Annotated in this window: 13 protein-coding genes and 1 pseudogene; 7 read left to right on the top strand and 7 right to left on the bottom strand. The window is 71.0% G+C overall.

The window, feature by feature from the left end; translation table 11 throughout:
• Positions 1-93 precede the first annotated feature (93 nt).
• Positions 94-1,236, top strand: a complete 1,143-nt coding sequence (locus ABZV77_RS13885; RefSeq protein ID WP_356255077.1) for an FAD-dependent monooxygenase — start codon at positions 94-96, stop codon at positions 1,234-1,236.
• Between the two features lie 127 nt (positions 1,237-1,363).
• Positions 1,364-2,425, top strand: a complete 1,062-nt coding sequence (locus ABZV77_RS13880) for a DUF6461 domain-containing protein (RefSeq protein ID WP_356255074.1) — start codon at positions 1,364-1,366, stop codon at positions 2,423-2,425.
• A gap of 13 nt (positions 2,426-2,438) precedes the next feature.
• On the opposite strand, the gene ABZV77_RS13875 is transcribed toward ABZV77_RS13880, so the two are convergent.
• Positions 2,439-3,890, bottom strand: coding sequence for a PLP-dependent aminotransferase family protein (locus ABZV77_RS13875; protein WP_356255071.1), 1,452 nt, complete (start codon positions 3,888-3,890; stop codon positions 2,439-2,441).
• Between the two features lie 105 nt (positions 3,891-3,995).
• On the opposite strand from ABZV77_RS13875, the gene ABZV77_RS13870 reads away from it, so the two are divergent.
• On the top strand, positions 3,996-4,667 hold the full coding sequence (locus ABZV77_RS13870) for a hypothetical protein (RefSeq protein WP_356255068.1): 672 nt from the start codon (positions 3,996-3,998) through the stop codon (positions 4,665-4,667).
• Here ABZV77_RS13870 and ABZV77_RS13865 read toward each other — a convergent pair.
• Together ABZV77_RS13865 and ABZV77_RS13860 are read right to left on the bottom strand one after the other, a co-directional pair.
• Complete coding sequence (locus ABZV77_RS13865; protein ID WP_356255065.1) at positions 4,650-5,258, bottom strand: chorismate mutase; 609 nt, start codon at positions 5,256-5,258, stop codon at positions 4,650-4,652. The two genes, ABZV77_RS13870 and ABZV77_RS13865, sit on opposite strands and share 18 nt — an antisense overlap.
• A gap of 115 nt (positions 5,259-5,373) precedes the next feature.
• Positions 5,374-6,219, bottom strand: coding sequence for an alpha/beta hydrolase (locus ABZV77_RS13860; protein WP_356255063.1), 846 nt, complete (start codon positions 6,217-6,219; stop codon positions 5,374-5,376).
• A gap of 209 nt (positions 6,220-6,428) precedes the next feature.
• Here ABZV77_RS13860 and paaK point away from each other — a divergent pair, with 209 nt between their 5' ends.
• Complete coding sequence (gene paaK, locus ABZV77_RS13855; RefSeq protein WP_356256049.1) at positions 6,429-7,712, top strand: phenylacetate--CoA ligase PaaK; 1,284 nt, start codon at positions 6,429-6,431, stop codon at positions 7,710-7,712.
• Here the strand turns inward: paaK and ABZV77_RS13850 are convergent.
• The gene (locus ABZV77_RS13850; RefSeq protein ID WP_356255060.1) at positions 7,684-8,361 is read right to left on the bottom strand and encodes an STAS domain-containing protein; all 678 of its coding nucleotides are present in this window, start codon (positions 8,359-8,361) and stop codon (positions 7,684-7,686) included. The two genes, paaK and ABZV77_RS13850, sit on opposite strands and share 29 nt — an antisense overlap.
• Positions 8,362-8,488: 127 nt before the next feature.
• Between ABZV77_RS13850 and ABZV77_RS13845 the strand changes: the two genes are divergently transcribed.
• Positions 8,489-8,836 carry a helix-turn-helix domain-containing protein gene (locus ABZV77_RS13845; RefSeq protein ID WP_356255057.1) on the top strand — a complete coding sequence of 116 codons (348 nt, stop codon included), beginning with the start codon at positions 8,489-8,491 and terminating at the stop codon, positions 8,834-8,836.
• A gap of 17 nt (positions 8,837-8,853) precedes the next feature.
• Here ABZV77_RS13845 and ABZV77_RS13840 read toward each other — a convergent pair whose 3' ends face one another.
• The gene (locus ABZV77_RS13840; RefSeq protein ID WP_356255054.1) at positions 8,854-10,356 is read right to left on the bottom strand and encodes an acyl-CoA synthetase; all 1,503 of its coding nucleotides are present in this window, start codon (positions 10,354-10,356) and stop codon (positions 8,854-8,856) included.
• A 130-nt stretch (positions 10,357-10,486) separates the two neighbouring features.
• Here ABZV77_RS13840 and ABZV77_RS13835 point away from each other — a divergent pair, with 130 nt between their 5' ends.
• Positions 10,487-12,910, top strand: coding sequence for a penicillin acylase family protein (locus ABZV77_RS13835; protein WP_356255051.1), 2,424 nt, complete (start codon positions 10,487-10,489; stop codon positions 12,908-12,910).
• A gap of 67 nt (positions 12,911-12,977) precedes the next feature.
• Here the strand turns inward: ABZV77_RS13835 and ABZV77_RS13830 are convergent, their stop codons facing one another.
• Both ABZV77_RS13830 and ABZV77_RS13825 read right to left on the bottom strand, forming a co-directional pair.
• Positions 12,978-14,528, bottom strand: a complete 1,551-nt coding sequence (locus ABZV77_RS13830; protein ID WP_356255050.1) for an acyl-CoA synthetase — start codon at positions 14,526-14,528, stop codon at positions 12,978-12,980.
• Positions 14,525-15,637, bottom strand: coding sequence for a nitronate monooxygenase family protein (locus ABZV77_RS13825; protein ID WP_356255047.1), 1,113 nt, complete (start codon positions 15,635-15,637; stop codon positions 14,525-14,527). Before ABZV77_RS13825 ends, ABZV77_RS13830 begins: the two co-directional genes overlap by 4 nt.
• On the opposite strand from ABZV77_RS13825, the pseudogene ABZV77_RS13820 reads away from it, so the two are divergent.
• A pseudogene (locus ABZV77_RS13820) lies at positions 15,555-15,956 on the top strand (VOC family protein); the annotation flags it as partial. The gene ABZV77_RS13825 and the pseudogene ABZV77_RS13820 sit on opposite strands and share 83 nt — an antisense overlap.
• Between the last annotated feature and the right edge of the window lie 33 nt (positions 15,957-15,989).

Below are 15,989 nucleotides of genomic sequence, written 5' to 3'. Positions count from 1 at the left end.
GCACCCCCTTCAGGTACGACTTGAATCGTACCTGAACGACGTGCTCCACTGAGGTACGAAATTTTTCGTACCTTGTTCGGAGAGGTCATCGTCATGAAGAAGCCCGAGGTGCTGATAGTCGGTGCCGGAATCGCAGGGCCCGCACTCGCGTACTGGCTCTCCCGGAACGGCTACCGGCCGACGGTCGTCGAACATGCCCGGCAACTGCGCTCCGGTGGCAGCGCGATCGTCGTGAAGGGGCCCGCGATCCCGGTCGCCGACCGCATGGGCATCCTCCCGGAGCTCCGCGGGCTCGCCACCCGCAATCGGTCACTGACCCTGCTCGGCCCCGGCGGCAGGCGCATCCTGCAACTCCCGCTCACCTCGGACGGGGCGCCGACGGTCGAGGTGACCCGGGCCGACCTGTCCGAGGTGCTCCACCGGTCGGCGCAGGCCGAGGCCGAGTTCTTGTTCGACGACACGGTCACCGCTCTCGACCAGGACGGAGACGGGGTCGACGTCACCTTCCGGCGGTCCGCGCCACGGCGCTTCGACTTGGTGGTCGGTGCCGACGGGATGCACTCCACCGTGCGGCGCCTGGTATTCGGACCGGAGCGGCAGTTCGCGAGCGATCTGGGCCTGTACAACGCGACCGTCCCGCTGGCACCCGACGCCATCGAGGACCCGAGCGAGCTGACAATGCTGACCGTGCCGAACCGGATGCTGGTCGTCCACCCCTCGCGGACCACCCCGCTCGCGATCTTCACCTTCCGGGCCGCACAGCAGGCGCCCCACGACCGCAAGAACATCGCCCTCCACAAGCAGACCGTGGCCGACGCCTACGCCGACGTACGGTGGCGGGCACCGGAACTCGTGGCGGCGTTCCTCGACCACCCGGCCCCGTTCTTCGATCCCCTGACCACCGTCCGGATGCCCTCGTGGTCCCGCGGAAGGGTCGTACTGCTCGGGGACGCGGCGGCGGCGACAGCCCTGCTGGGCGACGGGTCCAGCATGGCGATGGCGGGCGCGTACGCCCTCGCCGAAGAGCTCGCCGCCCATCCCGGTGAGCACGCCCGCGCCTTCGCCGCCTACGAGTCGCGGCTCCGCCGTGAGACAGGTCCGCGGCAGCGACGCGTCGGCGCGCTCTCCAGGCTCATGGTGCCCCGCACCCGGCCGGGCCTCGCGGTACGCAACGCGGTGGGCCGCGCGGTCGTTCGCACGAACCGGACCGCCTCCCGCGAAGCCGCGAGCCGGTAGACCGGGTCCGGGGCAGGTCGGCTGCTGTCGGCCTCACTGCCCCACACTCTGTCGAGGTTCGAGTTCGCGACCGAGTGCTCGATGAGAGCGAGCCCCGACTGTCAGTGGCGGGGACGACAATCCCCGCATGACCTCACCCCAGCACCTCCACGGCCTCCTCACCGATGTGGGCCTTGCGGAGGCGGCCACGTTCACAGCCGTGCACGGCGGCGACGAGGACGCCGTCATCCGTCTCTTCGGCGGCAGTCCCGAGCAGTGCCGCCCCCTGCCACTGGAGGAACTTCACGAGCACTACGACAGGGATCTCATCCTGGTCTCCCGGTCAGGACCTGCCGTCGTCGTCGTGGAGAACAACAACTACCAAGGGTCTCGCGAGGAGGTGCTGCGCCCGCTCTCCCGGCACGGCCGCACCGCCAGCGCCTACTGGAACGTCAACGCGGTCTCCCAACTGAGCCTGGCCGAGGACGGACTGATCTCCTCCGCATTCGAGATGCTCGCGCCCGAGGACATGTTCGGCGCGCGCCCCGACGCCTGGCAGCCCCTGCTGCAAGGCCTGAACCTGGAAGACGACGAGCACCTGTGGGGCACCGGCCTGGCGGCTGTCGAGCGCGCGACCGGTGCGCGATTCGACGGCGCCTGGGTACGCGGCCCGCACCGCGCCGTGGAGATCACGCGGGTGCCGCAGTACCTGCTGGGGCAGGGACTCATCGACTCACCCCTGCTCAGGCGGGAGCCCTTCATCGGCTATCTGGCCGACCTGGGACCCTCGCTGCTGAGGCCGATGCGGCGCCACGCCCTGGACCTGGCCCTCGCCCATGCCGACCTGCGCGAACACCCCCTGGCCATAGCAGCACTCACAGCCGCCACCATCCCGGCCGCCGCGAGAGTGCGGCTGCACGAGGACCTCACTGCCGCACACAACCAAGAGCTGCTCCACGCCCGGGCACTTCTGGTCGGCGAGCCGAAAGAGTTCGAACCCGAGTGGGAACGCCCCTCCCACCTCGTCTTCCGCCAGGCCATCGTCTTCGGTGTCCTCGCCCAGTGCGTCGCCGCCCATCTGCCCACCCCAACGGACGGCCTTCCGGACATCCTCAGCTCCTTGGTCACAGCGATGACCGGGGACGGCGCACGCGTCGAGGAGTTCTGGATGGTCAAGCACCTGCACAACGCGGCGCAAAGAACAGCCTGACCCACAGGAAGGGTCAGGCCACCCAGTGCGGCCGCGCCCCGCCCGACGACGGTCCGAGGCCGTCCGCCAGGGTGACCGCCATGCGGCGCACCGCCTCGCGCAAGGTGTCGGGCGGTGCGGTGTACGGGATGCGGAGCCGCTGCTCGAAGACGCCCGGGTCGGTGGCGAAACAGGAACCGCTCTCGATGCGCACGCCGTGGTCGATCGCCCGCTCCGCCAGCGCCGACGCCACGGGTGCACCCAGGTCGACCCAGAGCGAGAGGCCGCCGGGCGGGAGGCTCCAGCGCCACTCCGGGAAGTGCTCGGTCAGGGCCGCGCCGAGCGCGGCGCGCTGCGCACGCAGCCGGTCCAGGCGGTCCGGCAGCAGTTCGCCGGTCCTGTCGAGGAGGTCGAGGGCCACCAGCTGGTCGAGGACCGAGCCGCCCATGTCGGTGGCGACGCGCTGCCCCGCGAGTTCGGTGACGAGCCGCGCGGGCGCGCGCAGCCAGCCGATGCGCAGGCCCGCCCAGTGGGTCTTGCTCATGGAGCCGACGGTGATGAGCTGCGCCGCGCCGCCGGGAGCCGCATGGGAGGCGAACGGCGGTGGCGCGGGTACGTCGAGGGCGAGCTCGGCGAGGGTTTCGTCGGCGATGAGCCAGCAGCCGGACCGCTGAGCGGCGCCCAGCACCCGGCCCCGCTCCTCCTCGGGCATGAGACAGCCGGTCGGGTTGTGGAAGTCCGGGATCAGATAGGCGAGTTGGGGCACCGCCTGCCGGAAGGCGGACTCGACGATGCCGATGTCCCAGCCCGCCTCGGTGACCGGCACGGACAGCGTGCGCAGACGGGCGCGGCGCATGGCTTCCAGAGCGTTCGGATAGGACGGGTTCTCGGTGAGGACGCGGTCGCCGGGGCCGCACAGGAGCCCCAGCACGAGGGTCAGCGCGTGCTGGGCGCCCGAGGTCACCAGGATCTGCTCCGGCACGGTGGCCAGGCCGCGCCGGGTGAAGCGTTCGGCGATGGCGGCACGGAGTTCCGGCAGGCCGTACGCGTGGTAGCCGGGGGTGTGCGCGTGCTCCGCGAGCCGCGGTGCGATCCGGGCGACGGTGTCGGTGAGTTCCTGCCCCGGCAGTCCGGGCGCGGCGCGCGCCAGGTCGATCGCGGTGTCCTCGGCCGCAAGCAGGCGCCGCACCCCGCTGGGGGCGTGGCCGTCGGGCAGCGCGGTCCACGTACCGGCGCCCTGGCGGCTGTGTGCGTAGCCGCTCTCGCGCAGCAGGTCGTACACGGCGGTGACGGTGGTCCTGCTGGTCGCCAGGGCGACGGCAAGGTCGCGTTCGGCCGGGAGCCTGACGTGCAGAGCGATGCGTCCGTCCAGGATCAGGCCGCTGATCGCGTGGGCGAGGTGGCGGTAGGCGGGGCGCATGCCCGCCGGGTCGGGCAGCATCGCGGCGAGCCGACGGCTGCCCAGCGTTCGATTCGCGTCGACCACACCATTCTCCTGGGATTGGCTGTGTTTTCCGGGCCAATCACTCTACAGAGTTGCCGCAATGGCCTTGAAGGCACGGCGAAGACACGGCATGGAGGCACCATCGGCATGCGGCACGACCACACGAAGGTCCGGCAGGACATCTCGTACGTCCCTATCCGCGAACGCCCCGCGAGACGGCTGCCCCAGCTCCTCCTCGGCCTCGCCCTCTACGGGTTCAGCCTGTCGGTCCTGGTCCGGGCGGCACTTGGGGTTAATCCGTGGAGCGTCCTGTACGAGGGTCTGGAGCGTCGCACGCCGCTCAGCTTCGGCATGATCAGCGGCGTGCTCGGGGTGCTCGTCCTGCTGCTGTGGATACCCCTGAAGCAGCGGCCGACGTTCGGCACCTTCGCCAACATCGTCGTCCTGGCCGTCTCTTCGGACCTGGGACTGCTCGTCATCCCCGACTCCCTCGGCCTGCCCGCCCGGACAGGCCTGCTCGCCGCGGGGGTGGTCCTCAACGGCCTCGCCGTGGCCGTCTACGTGGGCGCGCGCTTCGGTCCCGGCCCCCGCGACGGCCTGATGACCGGCGCGGCCGCGTTGACGGGGCTGTCCCTGCGACGCGTCCGCACCCTCATCGAGGTCGCCGTGCTCGCCCTGGGCTGGCTGCTCGGCGGGACCGTGGGCGTCGGCACGGTGCTCTACGCCGTTGCCGTCGGCACCGTCACCCAGTTCTTCATGCCCAGGTTCGCCTACCGCGGCCCACGCGAGCAGCGGCGGACGTCACCTCGCGCAGACTGAGGGCAGCGCCCTTCCCAGGGCGACGGAGTGCAGGAGGTCGAGCCGGTTCTCGTGGCGCACGTGCGCGGCCGCGGCGGTCAGTACTCCGCCGCAGTACGGCGCCTTGCGCGCGTCCGGTGACGCGGCGATGCCCCGTACCAGCTCGCCGTTGACGCGGTTGATCTCCTTGCGGACCTCGGCGAGGTCGGGCCGCTCCTTCGGGGCCTGGGACGGATCGGCGTCCCAGCGCCGGAACAGCCCTCGCTGGACGACCTTGTTGGCCTCGATCTGGTCCCGGAAGATCCGGACGGTCGCCGCCGGGTCCGCGCCGACCTCCTTCGCCTGCCCGGCCACCGCGTCCAGGACCTGCCGCTCACGGGCCGGGTCGTCGATGGGGCTGTCCGTGCCGTACTTGGCGGCGGCGACGAGGTCGGCGGTGGCGAGGCGCTGCGCGGACAGGTCGGCCAGGGGGTGCAGTTGGGCGTACGGCCCGACGGAGGTGGCGGCAGCGGGGGCAGCGGCGGAGGCGGAAGCCGTGCCACCGCCCGCAAGCAGCGCGGCGGCCAGGGCGCCCGTGGTGAGCAGACGGCGGGTGTGGGTGGCAATGCGCACGACGCATCCTCCAGGGGGATCTGTGACGGACGTCCGGTGACGTCAGCCCATACAGTCCGGTCAGTTCCGTCAATACGATCCGGTCGGGTCCGTCAATACGATCCGGTCGGGTCCGTCAATCCTGCGCGAGGAAGCCCGCGACCCGCCGCACGAACCACTCCGGGTCGTCCAGCCACGGGAAGTGTCCGCCATGCGGCTGCACTTGGCGGACGCCGTGCGGGAAGAGCCCGGCGAGTTCCTCCGCGAGTGCCGGGTTCGGGCCCCCGTCCCACTCCCCCGCGAGCACGAGGACCGGCGCGGCCAGGTCCGTCAGGGCGGCGCGGGTGGCGGTCGGGTCGAACGCGCCGTCGCCGTAGAAGGCGGCCGCCGCCTCCGCGTTCTTCTCCGAGGCGCTCGCCGCCCGGTGCGCCTGCGCCGCCGCGTCCCAGCGCCCGTAGGCGAGAGGCGCCAAGGCGTCCAGCAACTCGGCGGGGCTGCGTCCGGCGGCGATCTCGTCCAGCGCGGCCACAGCGGCCGGGTACCAGGGCTCGCCCGCGCGCAGCGCCGCGGCCGCACGGTGGTCCAGGTCGGTGACGGTGAATCCGACGGCGTGCGTGGCAGGGGCGACCAGGACGAGGGTGCGGACGCGCTTCGGGTGGCGGGCCGCGTACAGCGTGGCGATGTTCCCGGACGCCGAGTGCCCGAGCAGGTCGACCTGGTCGAGCCCCAGGTGCTCGCGGAGCGCCTCGACGTCGTCGACGAGCCGGTCGCAGCGGTACGTCGCCGGGGCGTCCGGCACCGCGGAGTCGCCCGTGCCGCGCAGGTCGAGCAGGATCAGGCGGCGGTGCGCGGTCAGGCCGCCGAGGTCGCCGAGGTAGGCGGAGGCGCGCATGGGGCCGCCGGGGATGCACAGCAGGGGTTCGCCGTCCCCCTTCTCGTGGTAGGCGAGCTCCGTCCCGTCGTACGCGCTGAATGTCGGCATGAGGGTGATCATCACATCCCGTACGCCGCCCGGGCAACGGTCTCCTGCCGTGACCCATGCCGTGGCCCGTGCCCTCGCGCCGCAGCTCAAAGCCGCAGTGCGAGATCCCTTGACGCCCACCGCCGGGCCTGGATTACTGAGCTCCACAGAAGATCGACGACCGAATGATCGGTCGCCCGTTCAGGACGGGAGCATTCCCTATGACGCGTATGCCGCTACTGCTGGACGCGGCCGAACGGCTCGGCCCGCGCGAGCTCGCAGCCCTGCAACTGGAGCGTCTCCAGGACACCCTGCTGCATGCGTACGAGAACGTCCCGTTCTACCGCGCGGCGTTCGACAAGGCGGGGCTCCGCCCCGACGACTGCCGCTCGCTCGCCGACCTCGCGCGGTTCCCCTTCACCACCAAGGACGACCTGCGGGCCAACTATCCGTTCGGGATGTTCGCGGTGGAGCAGTCCGAGGTGCGCCGGCTCCACGCGTCGAGCGGCACGACGGGCCTTCCGACGGTCGTCGGGTACACGGAGCAGGACCTCTCCATGTGGGCGGACGTGGTGGCGCGTTCGATACGTGCCGCGGGCGGCCGCCCCGGGGACAAGGTGCATGTGGCGTACGGGTACGGCCTGTTCACGGGCGGCCTCGGCGCGCACTACGGCGCGGAGCGGCTGGGCTGCACGGTGATCCCCGCCTCGGGCGGCATGACGGCGCGCCAGGTCCGGCTGATCCAGGACTTCCGCCCCGAGATCATCATGGTGACCCCCTCGTACATGCTCACTCTCCTGGAGGAGTTCGAGCGGCAGGGCGTCGATCCCCGTACGACCTCCCTCAGGGTCGGCATCTTCGGCGCGGAGCCGTGGACGGAGGAGATGCGGCGCGAGATCGAGGAGCGCTTCGCCATCGACGCCGTGGACATATACGGCCTCTCGGAGGTGATCGGCCCGGGTGTCGCGCAGGAGTGCGTGGAGACCAAGGACGGGCTGCACATCTGGGAGGACCACTTCTACCCGGAGGTCGTGGATCCGATCACGGGCGAGGTGCTGCCGGACGGCGAGCGCGGCGAGCTGGTGTTCACGTCGCTCACCAAGGAGGCCATGCCCGTGATCCGTTACCGGACACGGGACCTGACGCGGCTGCTGCCCGGTACGGCGCGGATCTTCCGGCGCATGGAGAAGGTGACGGGCCGCAGCGACGACATGGTGATCCTGCGGGGCGTCAATCTCTTCCCCACGCAGATCGAGGAGATCGTGCTGCGCACGGCGGGCATCGCACCGCACTTCCAGCTGCGTCTGACGCGCGAGGGCCGCATGGACGCCCTTACGGTGCGGGCCGAGGCGCGCGCGGACACGCCGGAGGAGCGGCGCGAGGCCGCGGCCCGGGAGATCGCGGCGGCGGTGAAGGACGGTATCGGTGTCTCGGTCGGCGTGGAGATCGTCGATCCGGAGACGCTGGAGCGGTCGGTGGGCAAGTTCAAGCGGATCGTGGATCTGCGCGACTGACACTGTCCTCGTTCGCCTTGGTGATCGCGGCGTCGAGCTGCTTGCGCACGGCGACGGGCAGGGCGGCTCCCTGGACGGTGTTCACCACGTCCCCGGCCAGCACGTGCAGTTTGGTGTTGGTGTTCTGTGAGGCCGTGACCAGGACGTCCCAGGCCGCCTCGGGGCTCAGGCTGAAGGTGGACATCAGGATGCCCCGGGCGATGTCGATGGTCGGCCGGGTCTTCATGGCCCGGCGCAACTGGGCCACGACGACGCTCAGATCTTCGTCCGACCCCTCTGGCGGATTCGCCTCGTGCACGACCGGGCAGGACGCGTCCTCGCCCTCCTCGGCGGGCGGCGCGAACAGGCTTCGGGTTCCGGTCAGCTCCAGCAACTGCCCCACCGCTGGGCTGCAGTGGCGGATGACGATGGTTTTGCCCTGTTGCACCGCGTGTTCACGCAGGCTGAGCAGAAGGTCCAGGCCGGAGCAGTCGCAGAACGTCACGCCGCGCAAGTCCAGTTCCATCCCGCCGACCGCATTGCTGAGGGCGCGGTAGAGATCGATCCGGAGCCGTTGGCCGGTGTCGAGGTCGAGTTCCCCCCGCACGACCACACTCCCCCTGCGGCCCTCGTCTCCGAAGGGCTGCTGAGCGTACGCGGGCTCCGGCATGGCTTCTCCCCACCTCGCTGCCTACCGCTGGTCCTAGGCTGCCCGGCCCCGCACACACACGTCAACTAATACCTGAAATCGAGTACGTGTTTTTGAAAGCGTGAATGCCAGGCACTAGTGTTGACGCATGGATGGAGTGCCCGAGCCACATACCGGATGGACGTTTCTCACCAACCACGCACGCGTGCTGGCCGCCATCGCCGACGACCACAACGCCCGCATCCGTGACATCGCCGCACACTGTCGGCTCACCGACCGGGCCGTCCAGAAGATCATCGCCGACCTGGAGCAGGACGGATATCTCTCCCACACCCGGGAGGGACGGACCAACACGTACCAGATCAATCCCGGCAAAGTGCTGCGGCACCCTGCGGAGTCCGGCCTTGCCGTCGCCTCCCTGCTCTCCCTGCTCGCCCACGACGAAGCCGACCGGTCGGGCTCCACGCAGTCCGCCCAAGCCCCCCAGTCCACTTAGGACAGCGGACAGCACCCTCAACCGGCGGCGAAACGGTCCCGGAGTTCCCGTTTGAGGATCTTTCCGCTGGCGTTGCGAGGCAGCTCGGCCACGAAGAGGACCCTCTTGGGCGCCTTGAAGTGGGCGAGCTTCTGCCGTGCGTGGTCGATGAGTTCGGCCTCGGTGAGGTCCTTGTCGCTCCGTACGACAACGGCGGTGACCGCCTCGATCCAGCGCTCGTCCGGCAGCCCGATCACCGCCGCCTCCGCGACCCCCGCATGTTCGTACAGCGCGTCCTCGACCTGCCGCGACGCGACCAGGACTCCCCCCGAGTTGATGACGTCCTTCACCCGGTCGACGACGGTGAAGTAGCCATCGGCGTCCCGCACCGCGAGGTCGCCGGAGTGGAACCAGCCGTCTCGGAACGCCTCCGCGGTCTCCTCCGGCTTGTCCCAGTAGCCCTCGCACAACTGCGGTGAGCGGTAGACGACTTCGCCCTGGGTGCCGTCCGGCACCTCGCGGCCGTCCTCGCCGACGACACGCGCCTCGACGAACAGGACGGGCCGCCCGCACGAGTCCATCCGCCCCTCGTGCTCGTCGGGTCCGAGGACGGTGGCGAGCGGGCCGATCTCGCTCTGCCCGAAGCAGTTGTAGAAGCCGAGCCCCGGCAGTCGGGCGCGCAGCCGCTCCAGGACCGGCACGGGCATGATCGACGCCCCGTAGTAGGCCTTGCGCAGCGCCCGGAGGTCACGGGTCGCGAAGCCGGGGTGCCGCGAGAGGCCGATCCACACGGTGGGCGGCGCGAAGAGGCTGTCGGCGCGGCCCGCCTCGACGAGGTCGAAGATCCGCTCGGCGTCGGGCCCGTCGAGGATCGTGCTCTCGGCCCCGACCGCCAGGTACGGCATGAGGAAGACGTGCATCTGCGCCGAGTGGTAGAGCGGCAGCGAGTGGACGGGCCGGTCCGACTCCTTGAGGTCCAGCGCGGTGATGGCACTGACGTATTCGTGGACCAGCGCCCGGTGGGTCAGCATGGCGCCCTTGGGGAGTGCGGTGGTCCCCGAGGTGTAGAGCAACTGCGCCAGGCCCTCACCGCGGGGCCCCTCGCCTTCGTACGCCGACGAGTCGGCGAGCCGCGCGAGGAGTGAGTCGTCCGCGTCCCGCAGGGCCAGGACCGGTACGCCCGGGGGCAGGCGCCCCGCGATGTCCGGGTCGGCGAGGACGAGGGAGCTGCCGGACTGCCGGACGATGTACGCGAGGTCGTCGCCGGTCAGGTTCTGGTTGACCGGCACGTGGACCAGGCCCGCCCGCGCGCAGGCGAGGAAGCCGATCAGATAGGCGTCGGAGTTGTGGGCGTAGGCCCCGACGCGGTCTCCGTGGGTCAGACCGCTGTCGCGCAGCGCTCCGGCCGCGCGCGAGACGGCGTCGTCGAGTTCCTCGTACGTCCACGCACGCTCGCCGTAGCGCAGCGCCGTGCGCCGGGGTGTGCGGCGCGCGCTGCGCCTGAGGACTCCGTCGACCGTGTTGTCGCGTGCACCCGTCATGGCGTGATCCTCCGGGCCGCGCGCCACCCCGGTCAAGGTCCGCACCACGGGTCGCGTCAAGCGATGCCCTCCCTGACATACCGCTTGGTACGCTCAACCGCTTCTTCCCGAACCCCAGTTGGGAGGCACAATGCGCATGCGCACCAGACGCTCGGCGGCCGTGGGAATCACCCTGCTGACGGCGTTGGCCCTGCTGCCGTCGTCGGGCGCGGGGGCCGCGCCCCAGGACGCCCGTCCGTCCGGCGGCGGCCTGCACGCGACCATCCGCTACACCGAGTACGGCATTCCGCACATCCTCGCCGAGGACTACCCGAACCTCGGCTTCGGCACCGGCTGGGCCCAGGCCGCCGACCAGGTGTGCACGCTCGCCGACGGCTATCTGACCGTGCGCGGCGAGCGCTCCCGGCACTTCGGACCAGACGCCTCACCTGGTTCCGCGCTGTCGTCGGCGTCCACCAACCTGGGCAGCGACCTGTACTTCCGCGGTGTGCGGGAGGCCGGAACCGTGGAGAAACTCCTCGCCCAGCCCGCCCCCGCGGGGCCGAGCCGCCGCACGAAGGAACTCATGCGTGGCTTCGCGGCGGGCTACAACGCCTGGCTGAAGCAGAACCGCATCACCGACCCGGCCTGCGCGAAGGCCGACTGGGTGCGCCCGATCACCGCGCTCGACGTGGCGCGGCAGGGCTTCGCCGTACAGGTGCTCGGCGGGCAGGGCCGCGGGATCGACGGCATCACGTCCGCCACACCGCCGACCGCCCCGCCGTCGGGCGAGACCGCCCGGGACGCCGCCCCGGACCCCCGGCGTACGGCGAGGGCGGCCCGTGAGCTGTTCTCCGCGCAGAACGCCGACATGGGGTCCAACGCGGTCGCGTTCGGCGGGCAGACCACCGCGAACGGGAAGGGCCTGCTGCTCGGCAACCCGCACTACCCCTGGCAGGGCGGCCGCCGCTTCTGGCAGTCGCAGCAGACCATACCCGGCGAACTCAACGTCTCCGGAAGCTCGTTGCTCGGCACCAGCGTGGTCAACATCGGCTTCAACAAGGACGTGGCGTGGAGCCACACGGTCGCGACCGGCGTCACCCTGAACCTGCACCAGCTCACGCTGGACCCGGCCGACCCGACCACCTATCTGGTGGACGGCAAGCCCCGGAAGATGACGCAGCGCACGGTCACGGTGCCGGTCAAGGACGGCGCCCCGGTGACCCGCACCCAGTGGTGGACCCGCTACGGCCCCGTCGTCACCGGCCTCGGCCCCCAGCTCCCGCTGCCCTGGTCCGCGACGACGGCGTACGCCCTGAACGACCCCAACGCCGTGAACCTGCGCGGCAGCGACACCGACCTGGGCTTCGGCACGGCACGCTCCACCGCGGGCATCCTCAAGTCCCTGCGCGACACCCAGGGGCTGCCCTGGGTGAACACCGTCGCCGCCGACCGCCACGGCCACTCGCTGCTCAGCCAGTCCCAGGTGCTCCCCCGCATCACCGACGACCTCGCCCAGCGCTGCAGCACGCCGCTCGGCAAGGTCACCTACCCGGCCTCGGGCGTCGCCGTCCTCGACGGCTCGCGCGGCGCGTGCGCGCTCGGGTCGGACAAGGACGCGGTACAGCCCGGCATCTTCGGCCCGTCGAGGATGCCGACCCTCAAGGACGCTCCGTACGCGGAGAACTCCAACGACAGCGCGTGGCTGACCAACGCGGACCGGCCGATCACCGGCTACGAGCGGATCTTCGGGACGATCGGCACACAGCGCTCGATGCGTACCCGCGGTGCCGTCGAGGATGTGGCGGCGATGGCGGAGAAGGGCGGCCTCACCGTCCGGGACCTGCAGCGCCAGCAGTTCGCGAACCGTGTGCCTGCGGCCGATCTCGCGGCGGCCGACACGGCGAAGGCCTGCGCCGCGCTGCCCGGCGGCACGGCAACAAGCAGTGACGGCACTGTGGTTGACGTAAGCAAGGCGTGCAAGGCGCTGGCCCGCTGGGACCACAGGATGGACAGCGACAGCCGTGGCGCCCTGCTCTTCGACCGCTTCTGGCGCAAGCTGACGGCAGCCGTGCCGAACGCGCAGCTCTGGAAGGTGCCGTTCACAGCGGCCGACCCGGTGCGCACGCCGAACACGCTCGACACCACACTGCCCGGCTTCCGGACCGCGCTGGCCGACGCGGTGACCGAGCTGACGGCGGCGGGCATCGCCGTGGACACGCCCCTGGGCGCGAACCAGTACGTCGTGCGGGGCGGCAAGCGCATCCCGGTCTCCGGCGGCACGGAGTCCCTCGGCGTCTGGAACAAGATCGAGGCCGACTGGGACAAGAAGAAGGGCTACACGGAGGTCGTGCACGGTTCGAGCCACATCCAGGCAGTGGGCTGGAACTCCGGCCGCTGCCCCGAGGCCCGCACGCTCCTGTCGTACTCCCAGTCCTCCAACCCCAACTCCCCGCACTACAGCGACCAGACGAGCCTGTACGGGAAGGAGCGCTGGGTGACGTCACGCTTCTGCGAGAAGGACATCCTCGGCGACCCGGCGCTGGAGGTGGTGCGGGCCCGCGAGCGCCGCTGAACGTCCCGCACTCCGAAGACAGGGTGGCGCGGGGGCAGGACACCTCCGCGCCGCCCGCGCCCCGGCCCTACATGGCGCGCTCCCGCCCCTCCCAGTACGGCTCGCGCAGCCGCCGCTTGTACAGCTTGCCGTTGGGATCGCGGGGCATCGTCTCGATGAAGTCGACGCTCTTGGGGCGCTTGTAACCGGCGAGATGGTGCTCGCAGTGGGCGAGGATCTCGGCGGCCAGGGCGTCGTCGGCGGTCCGGTCCTCGGTCACCTCGACGACGGCCTTCACCTCCTCGCCCCAGTCGTCGTGCGGGATGCCGAAGGCAGCGGCGTCCGCGACGGCGGGATGGGTGAGCAGCGCCGACTCGATCTCGGCCGGATAGATGTTGACCCCGCCCGAGATGATCATGTCGATCTTCCGGTCCCGCAGGAAGAGATAGCCGTCCTCGTCGAGGAGGCCGAGGTCGCCGACGGTGAAGAAGTCGCCGATGCGGTTCTTCTTCGTCTTCGACTCGTCCTTGTGGTACGAGAATCCGCCGGTGGACATCTTCATGTAGACGGTTCCGAGCTCGCCGGGGCCGAGCCGGTTGCCGTCGTCGTCGAAGACCGCCAACTCGCTGATGGGCCAGGCCTTTCCGACCGTTCCCGGCTTCTTCAGCCAGTCCTGCGCGGTCGCGAACGCGCCGCCCCCCTCGCTCGCCGCGTAGTACTCCTCGACGCACTCGCCCCACCAGTCGATCATGGCGCGCTTCACGTGGTCGGGGCAGGGCGCGGCGCCGTGGATGGCGTGCCGCATGGCGGACACGTCGTACGCGGCGCGTGTCGCGTCCGGCAGCGCGAGCAGGCGGTGGAACTGGGTCGGCACCATGTGCGTGTGCGTGCACTTGTGCGCGTCGATGAGGCGGAGCATCTCCTCGGGCGTCCACTTGTCCATGACGACCAGCGGGTGGCCGATGTGCAGGGCGGCGCCCGCGAACTGGAGGACGGCCGTGTGGTAGAGCGGTGAGCAGACCAGATGGACGTTGCCGTCGAAGGGCTTGATCCCGAAGATGCCGAGGAAGCCGCCGAGGTACGACTCCTCGGGGAGCTTGCCCGACAGGGGGCGGCGGATGCCGCGCGGGCGCCCCGTCGTGCCCGAGGTGTAGTTCATGACCCAGCCGAGCGTGCGGTCGGCCGGGACCGATTCGGGCTGCCCGTCGAGGAGTTGGGCGTAGGCGCGGAATCCCGGCACGTCCCCGACGGCGTAGCGGTGGCTCGCCGGGAGGCCCGCCTCGTCGGCCGCCGCCACCGCGGAGTCCGCGAACTTCTCGTGGGCGATCAGCACCTTGGCGCCGGAGTCGGAGACGATCCAGGCGATCTCGGGGCCGACCAGGTGGTGGTTGACGGGGACGAGGTAGAAGCCCGCCTGGGACGCGGCCAGGTACGCGGTGAAGAACTCCACGCCGTTGGGCAGCACGACGGCGAACGCGTCCCCGCGCTCCAGGCCCGCGGCCCGCAGTCCGTGCACCAGGCGGTTGACGGCGCCGTGCAGGCGGCCCGCCGTCCACTCCTCGCCGTCGGGCGCCACGAGGACGGCGCGGCCCGGGTCGGCGGCGGCCTGCGCCCAGAATCCATTCGGGGGTGTGCTCACGACTGACTTCCCCTTCCCGCGATGCGGATGACTCGGTCGACGGCCCGCTCGAAGCCGCGCGTCAGCTCGTCGAAGACGGCCTGGACGCTGCGTTCGCTGTTCATCCGGCCGACGATCTGTCCGACCGGGGTGCCGAGCAGCTCCTGCACCTCGTACTTCTGGATGCGTGAGACGGCCTCGGCGACCAGCAGCCCCTGGAGCGGCATCGGCAGTGTGCCGGGGCCCTCCGGGTCGTCCCAGGCATCGGTCCACTGCGTACGCAACTGTCGTGCGGGCTTGCCGGTCAGGGCGCGCGAGCGGACCGTGTCGCCGGAACCGGCCGCCAGCAGCTTCCTGGTCAGCGCGGGCGAGTGCAGGTCGGCCTCCGTGGTGGTGAGCCACAGGGACCCGAGCCACACGCCCTGCGCGCCGAGCGCGAGCGCCGCCGCGATCTGCTGTCCGCTGCCGATGCCCCCGGCGGCGAGCACCGGCAGCGGCGCGACCGCGTCGACCGCCTCGGGGGTGAGCACCATGGAGGCGATCTCGCCGGTGTGCCCACCCGCCTCGTACCCCTGGGCGACCACGATGTCGATGCCCGCGTCCGCGTGCTTGCGGGCGTGCCGGGCGCTGCCCGCGAGGGCGGCGACGAGGACGTCGTGGTCGTGGGCGCGCCGGATCACGTCGGCCGGGGGCGACCCGAGGGCGTTGGCGAGGAGTCTGATCGGGTAGTCGAAGGCGACGTCGAGCTGATTGCGGGCGACCTGCTCCATCCAGCCGGTGATGCGCCAGCCCGACGCCTCTCCCTCGGCGAGCTCGGGCACGCCGTGCTTGGCGAGGGTGTCCCTGACGAACTGTCGGTGCCCCTCGGGGATCATCGCCTCGACGTCGGCCTCGCTCACGCCCTCGACCTTCGTGGCGGGCATCACGACGTCGAGCCCGTAGGGCTTGCCGTCGACGTGCTCCTCGATCCAGTCGAGATCCCTGGCCAGCTCGTCGGGCGCCGTGTAGCGGACCGCGCCGAGCACCCCGAACCCGCCCGCCCTGCTGATGGCGGCGGCCACCGCGGGGAAGGGCGTGAAACCGAAGATGGCGTGCTCGACTCCCAGTTTCTTGCTCAACTCCGTCTGCATGGGCGCAGAATGCCGCAGCGGCCCGGCCGAGGGAAGAGATTTTCTGATGCAGTGTCAGATCCGGTCGGATTCAGCCGTCAATCCGGTGGCCCTCCGACGCCCCACGACCGATCATGGGTGGATGGTTGCCTTCTACCACGTGTGCTTCGCCGTCCCCGATCTCGAACGGGCGATGCGGGACTTCCAGCGCTCCGCCGGTGTCGAGTGGAGCGAGCCCGTCTCCGACCGGCTCGGGGCGTGGGACTACCGCATCGTCTTCACCGCCGGTGGAGCGCCCTTCATCGAACTCATCGAGGGTGCTCCCGGCAGCCCTTGGGACACGGAGGGCGAAGCCAGGTTCGATCACATCGGG

The organism is Streptomyces sp. NPDC004732 (assembly GCF_040609235.1).
Classification (GTDB): domain Bacteria; phylum Actinomycetota; class Actinomycetes; order Streptomycetales; family Streptomycetaceae; genus Streptomyces.
Note: the sequence above shows the minus strand (reverse complement) of the source record. Positions and strands in the feature narration are given on the sequence as shown.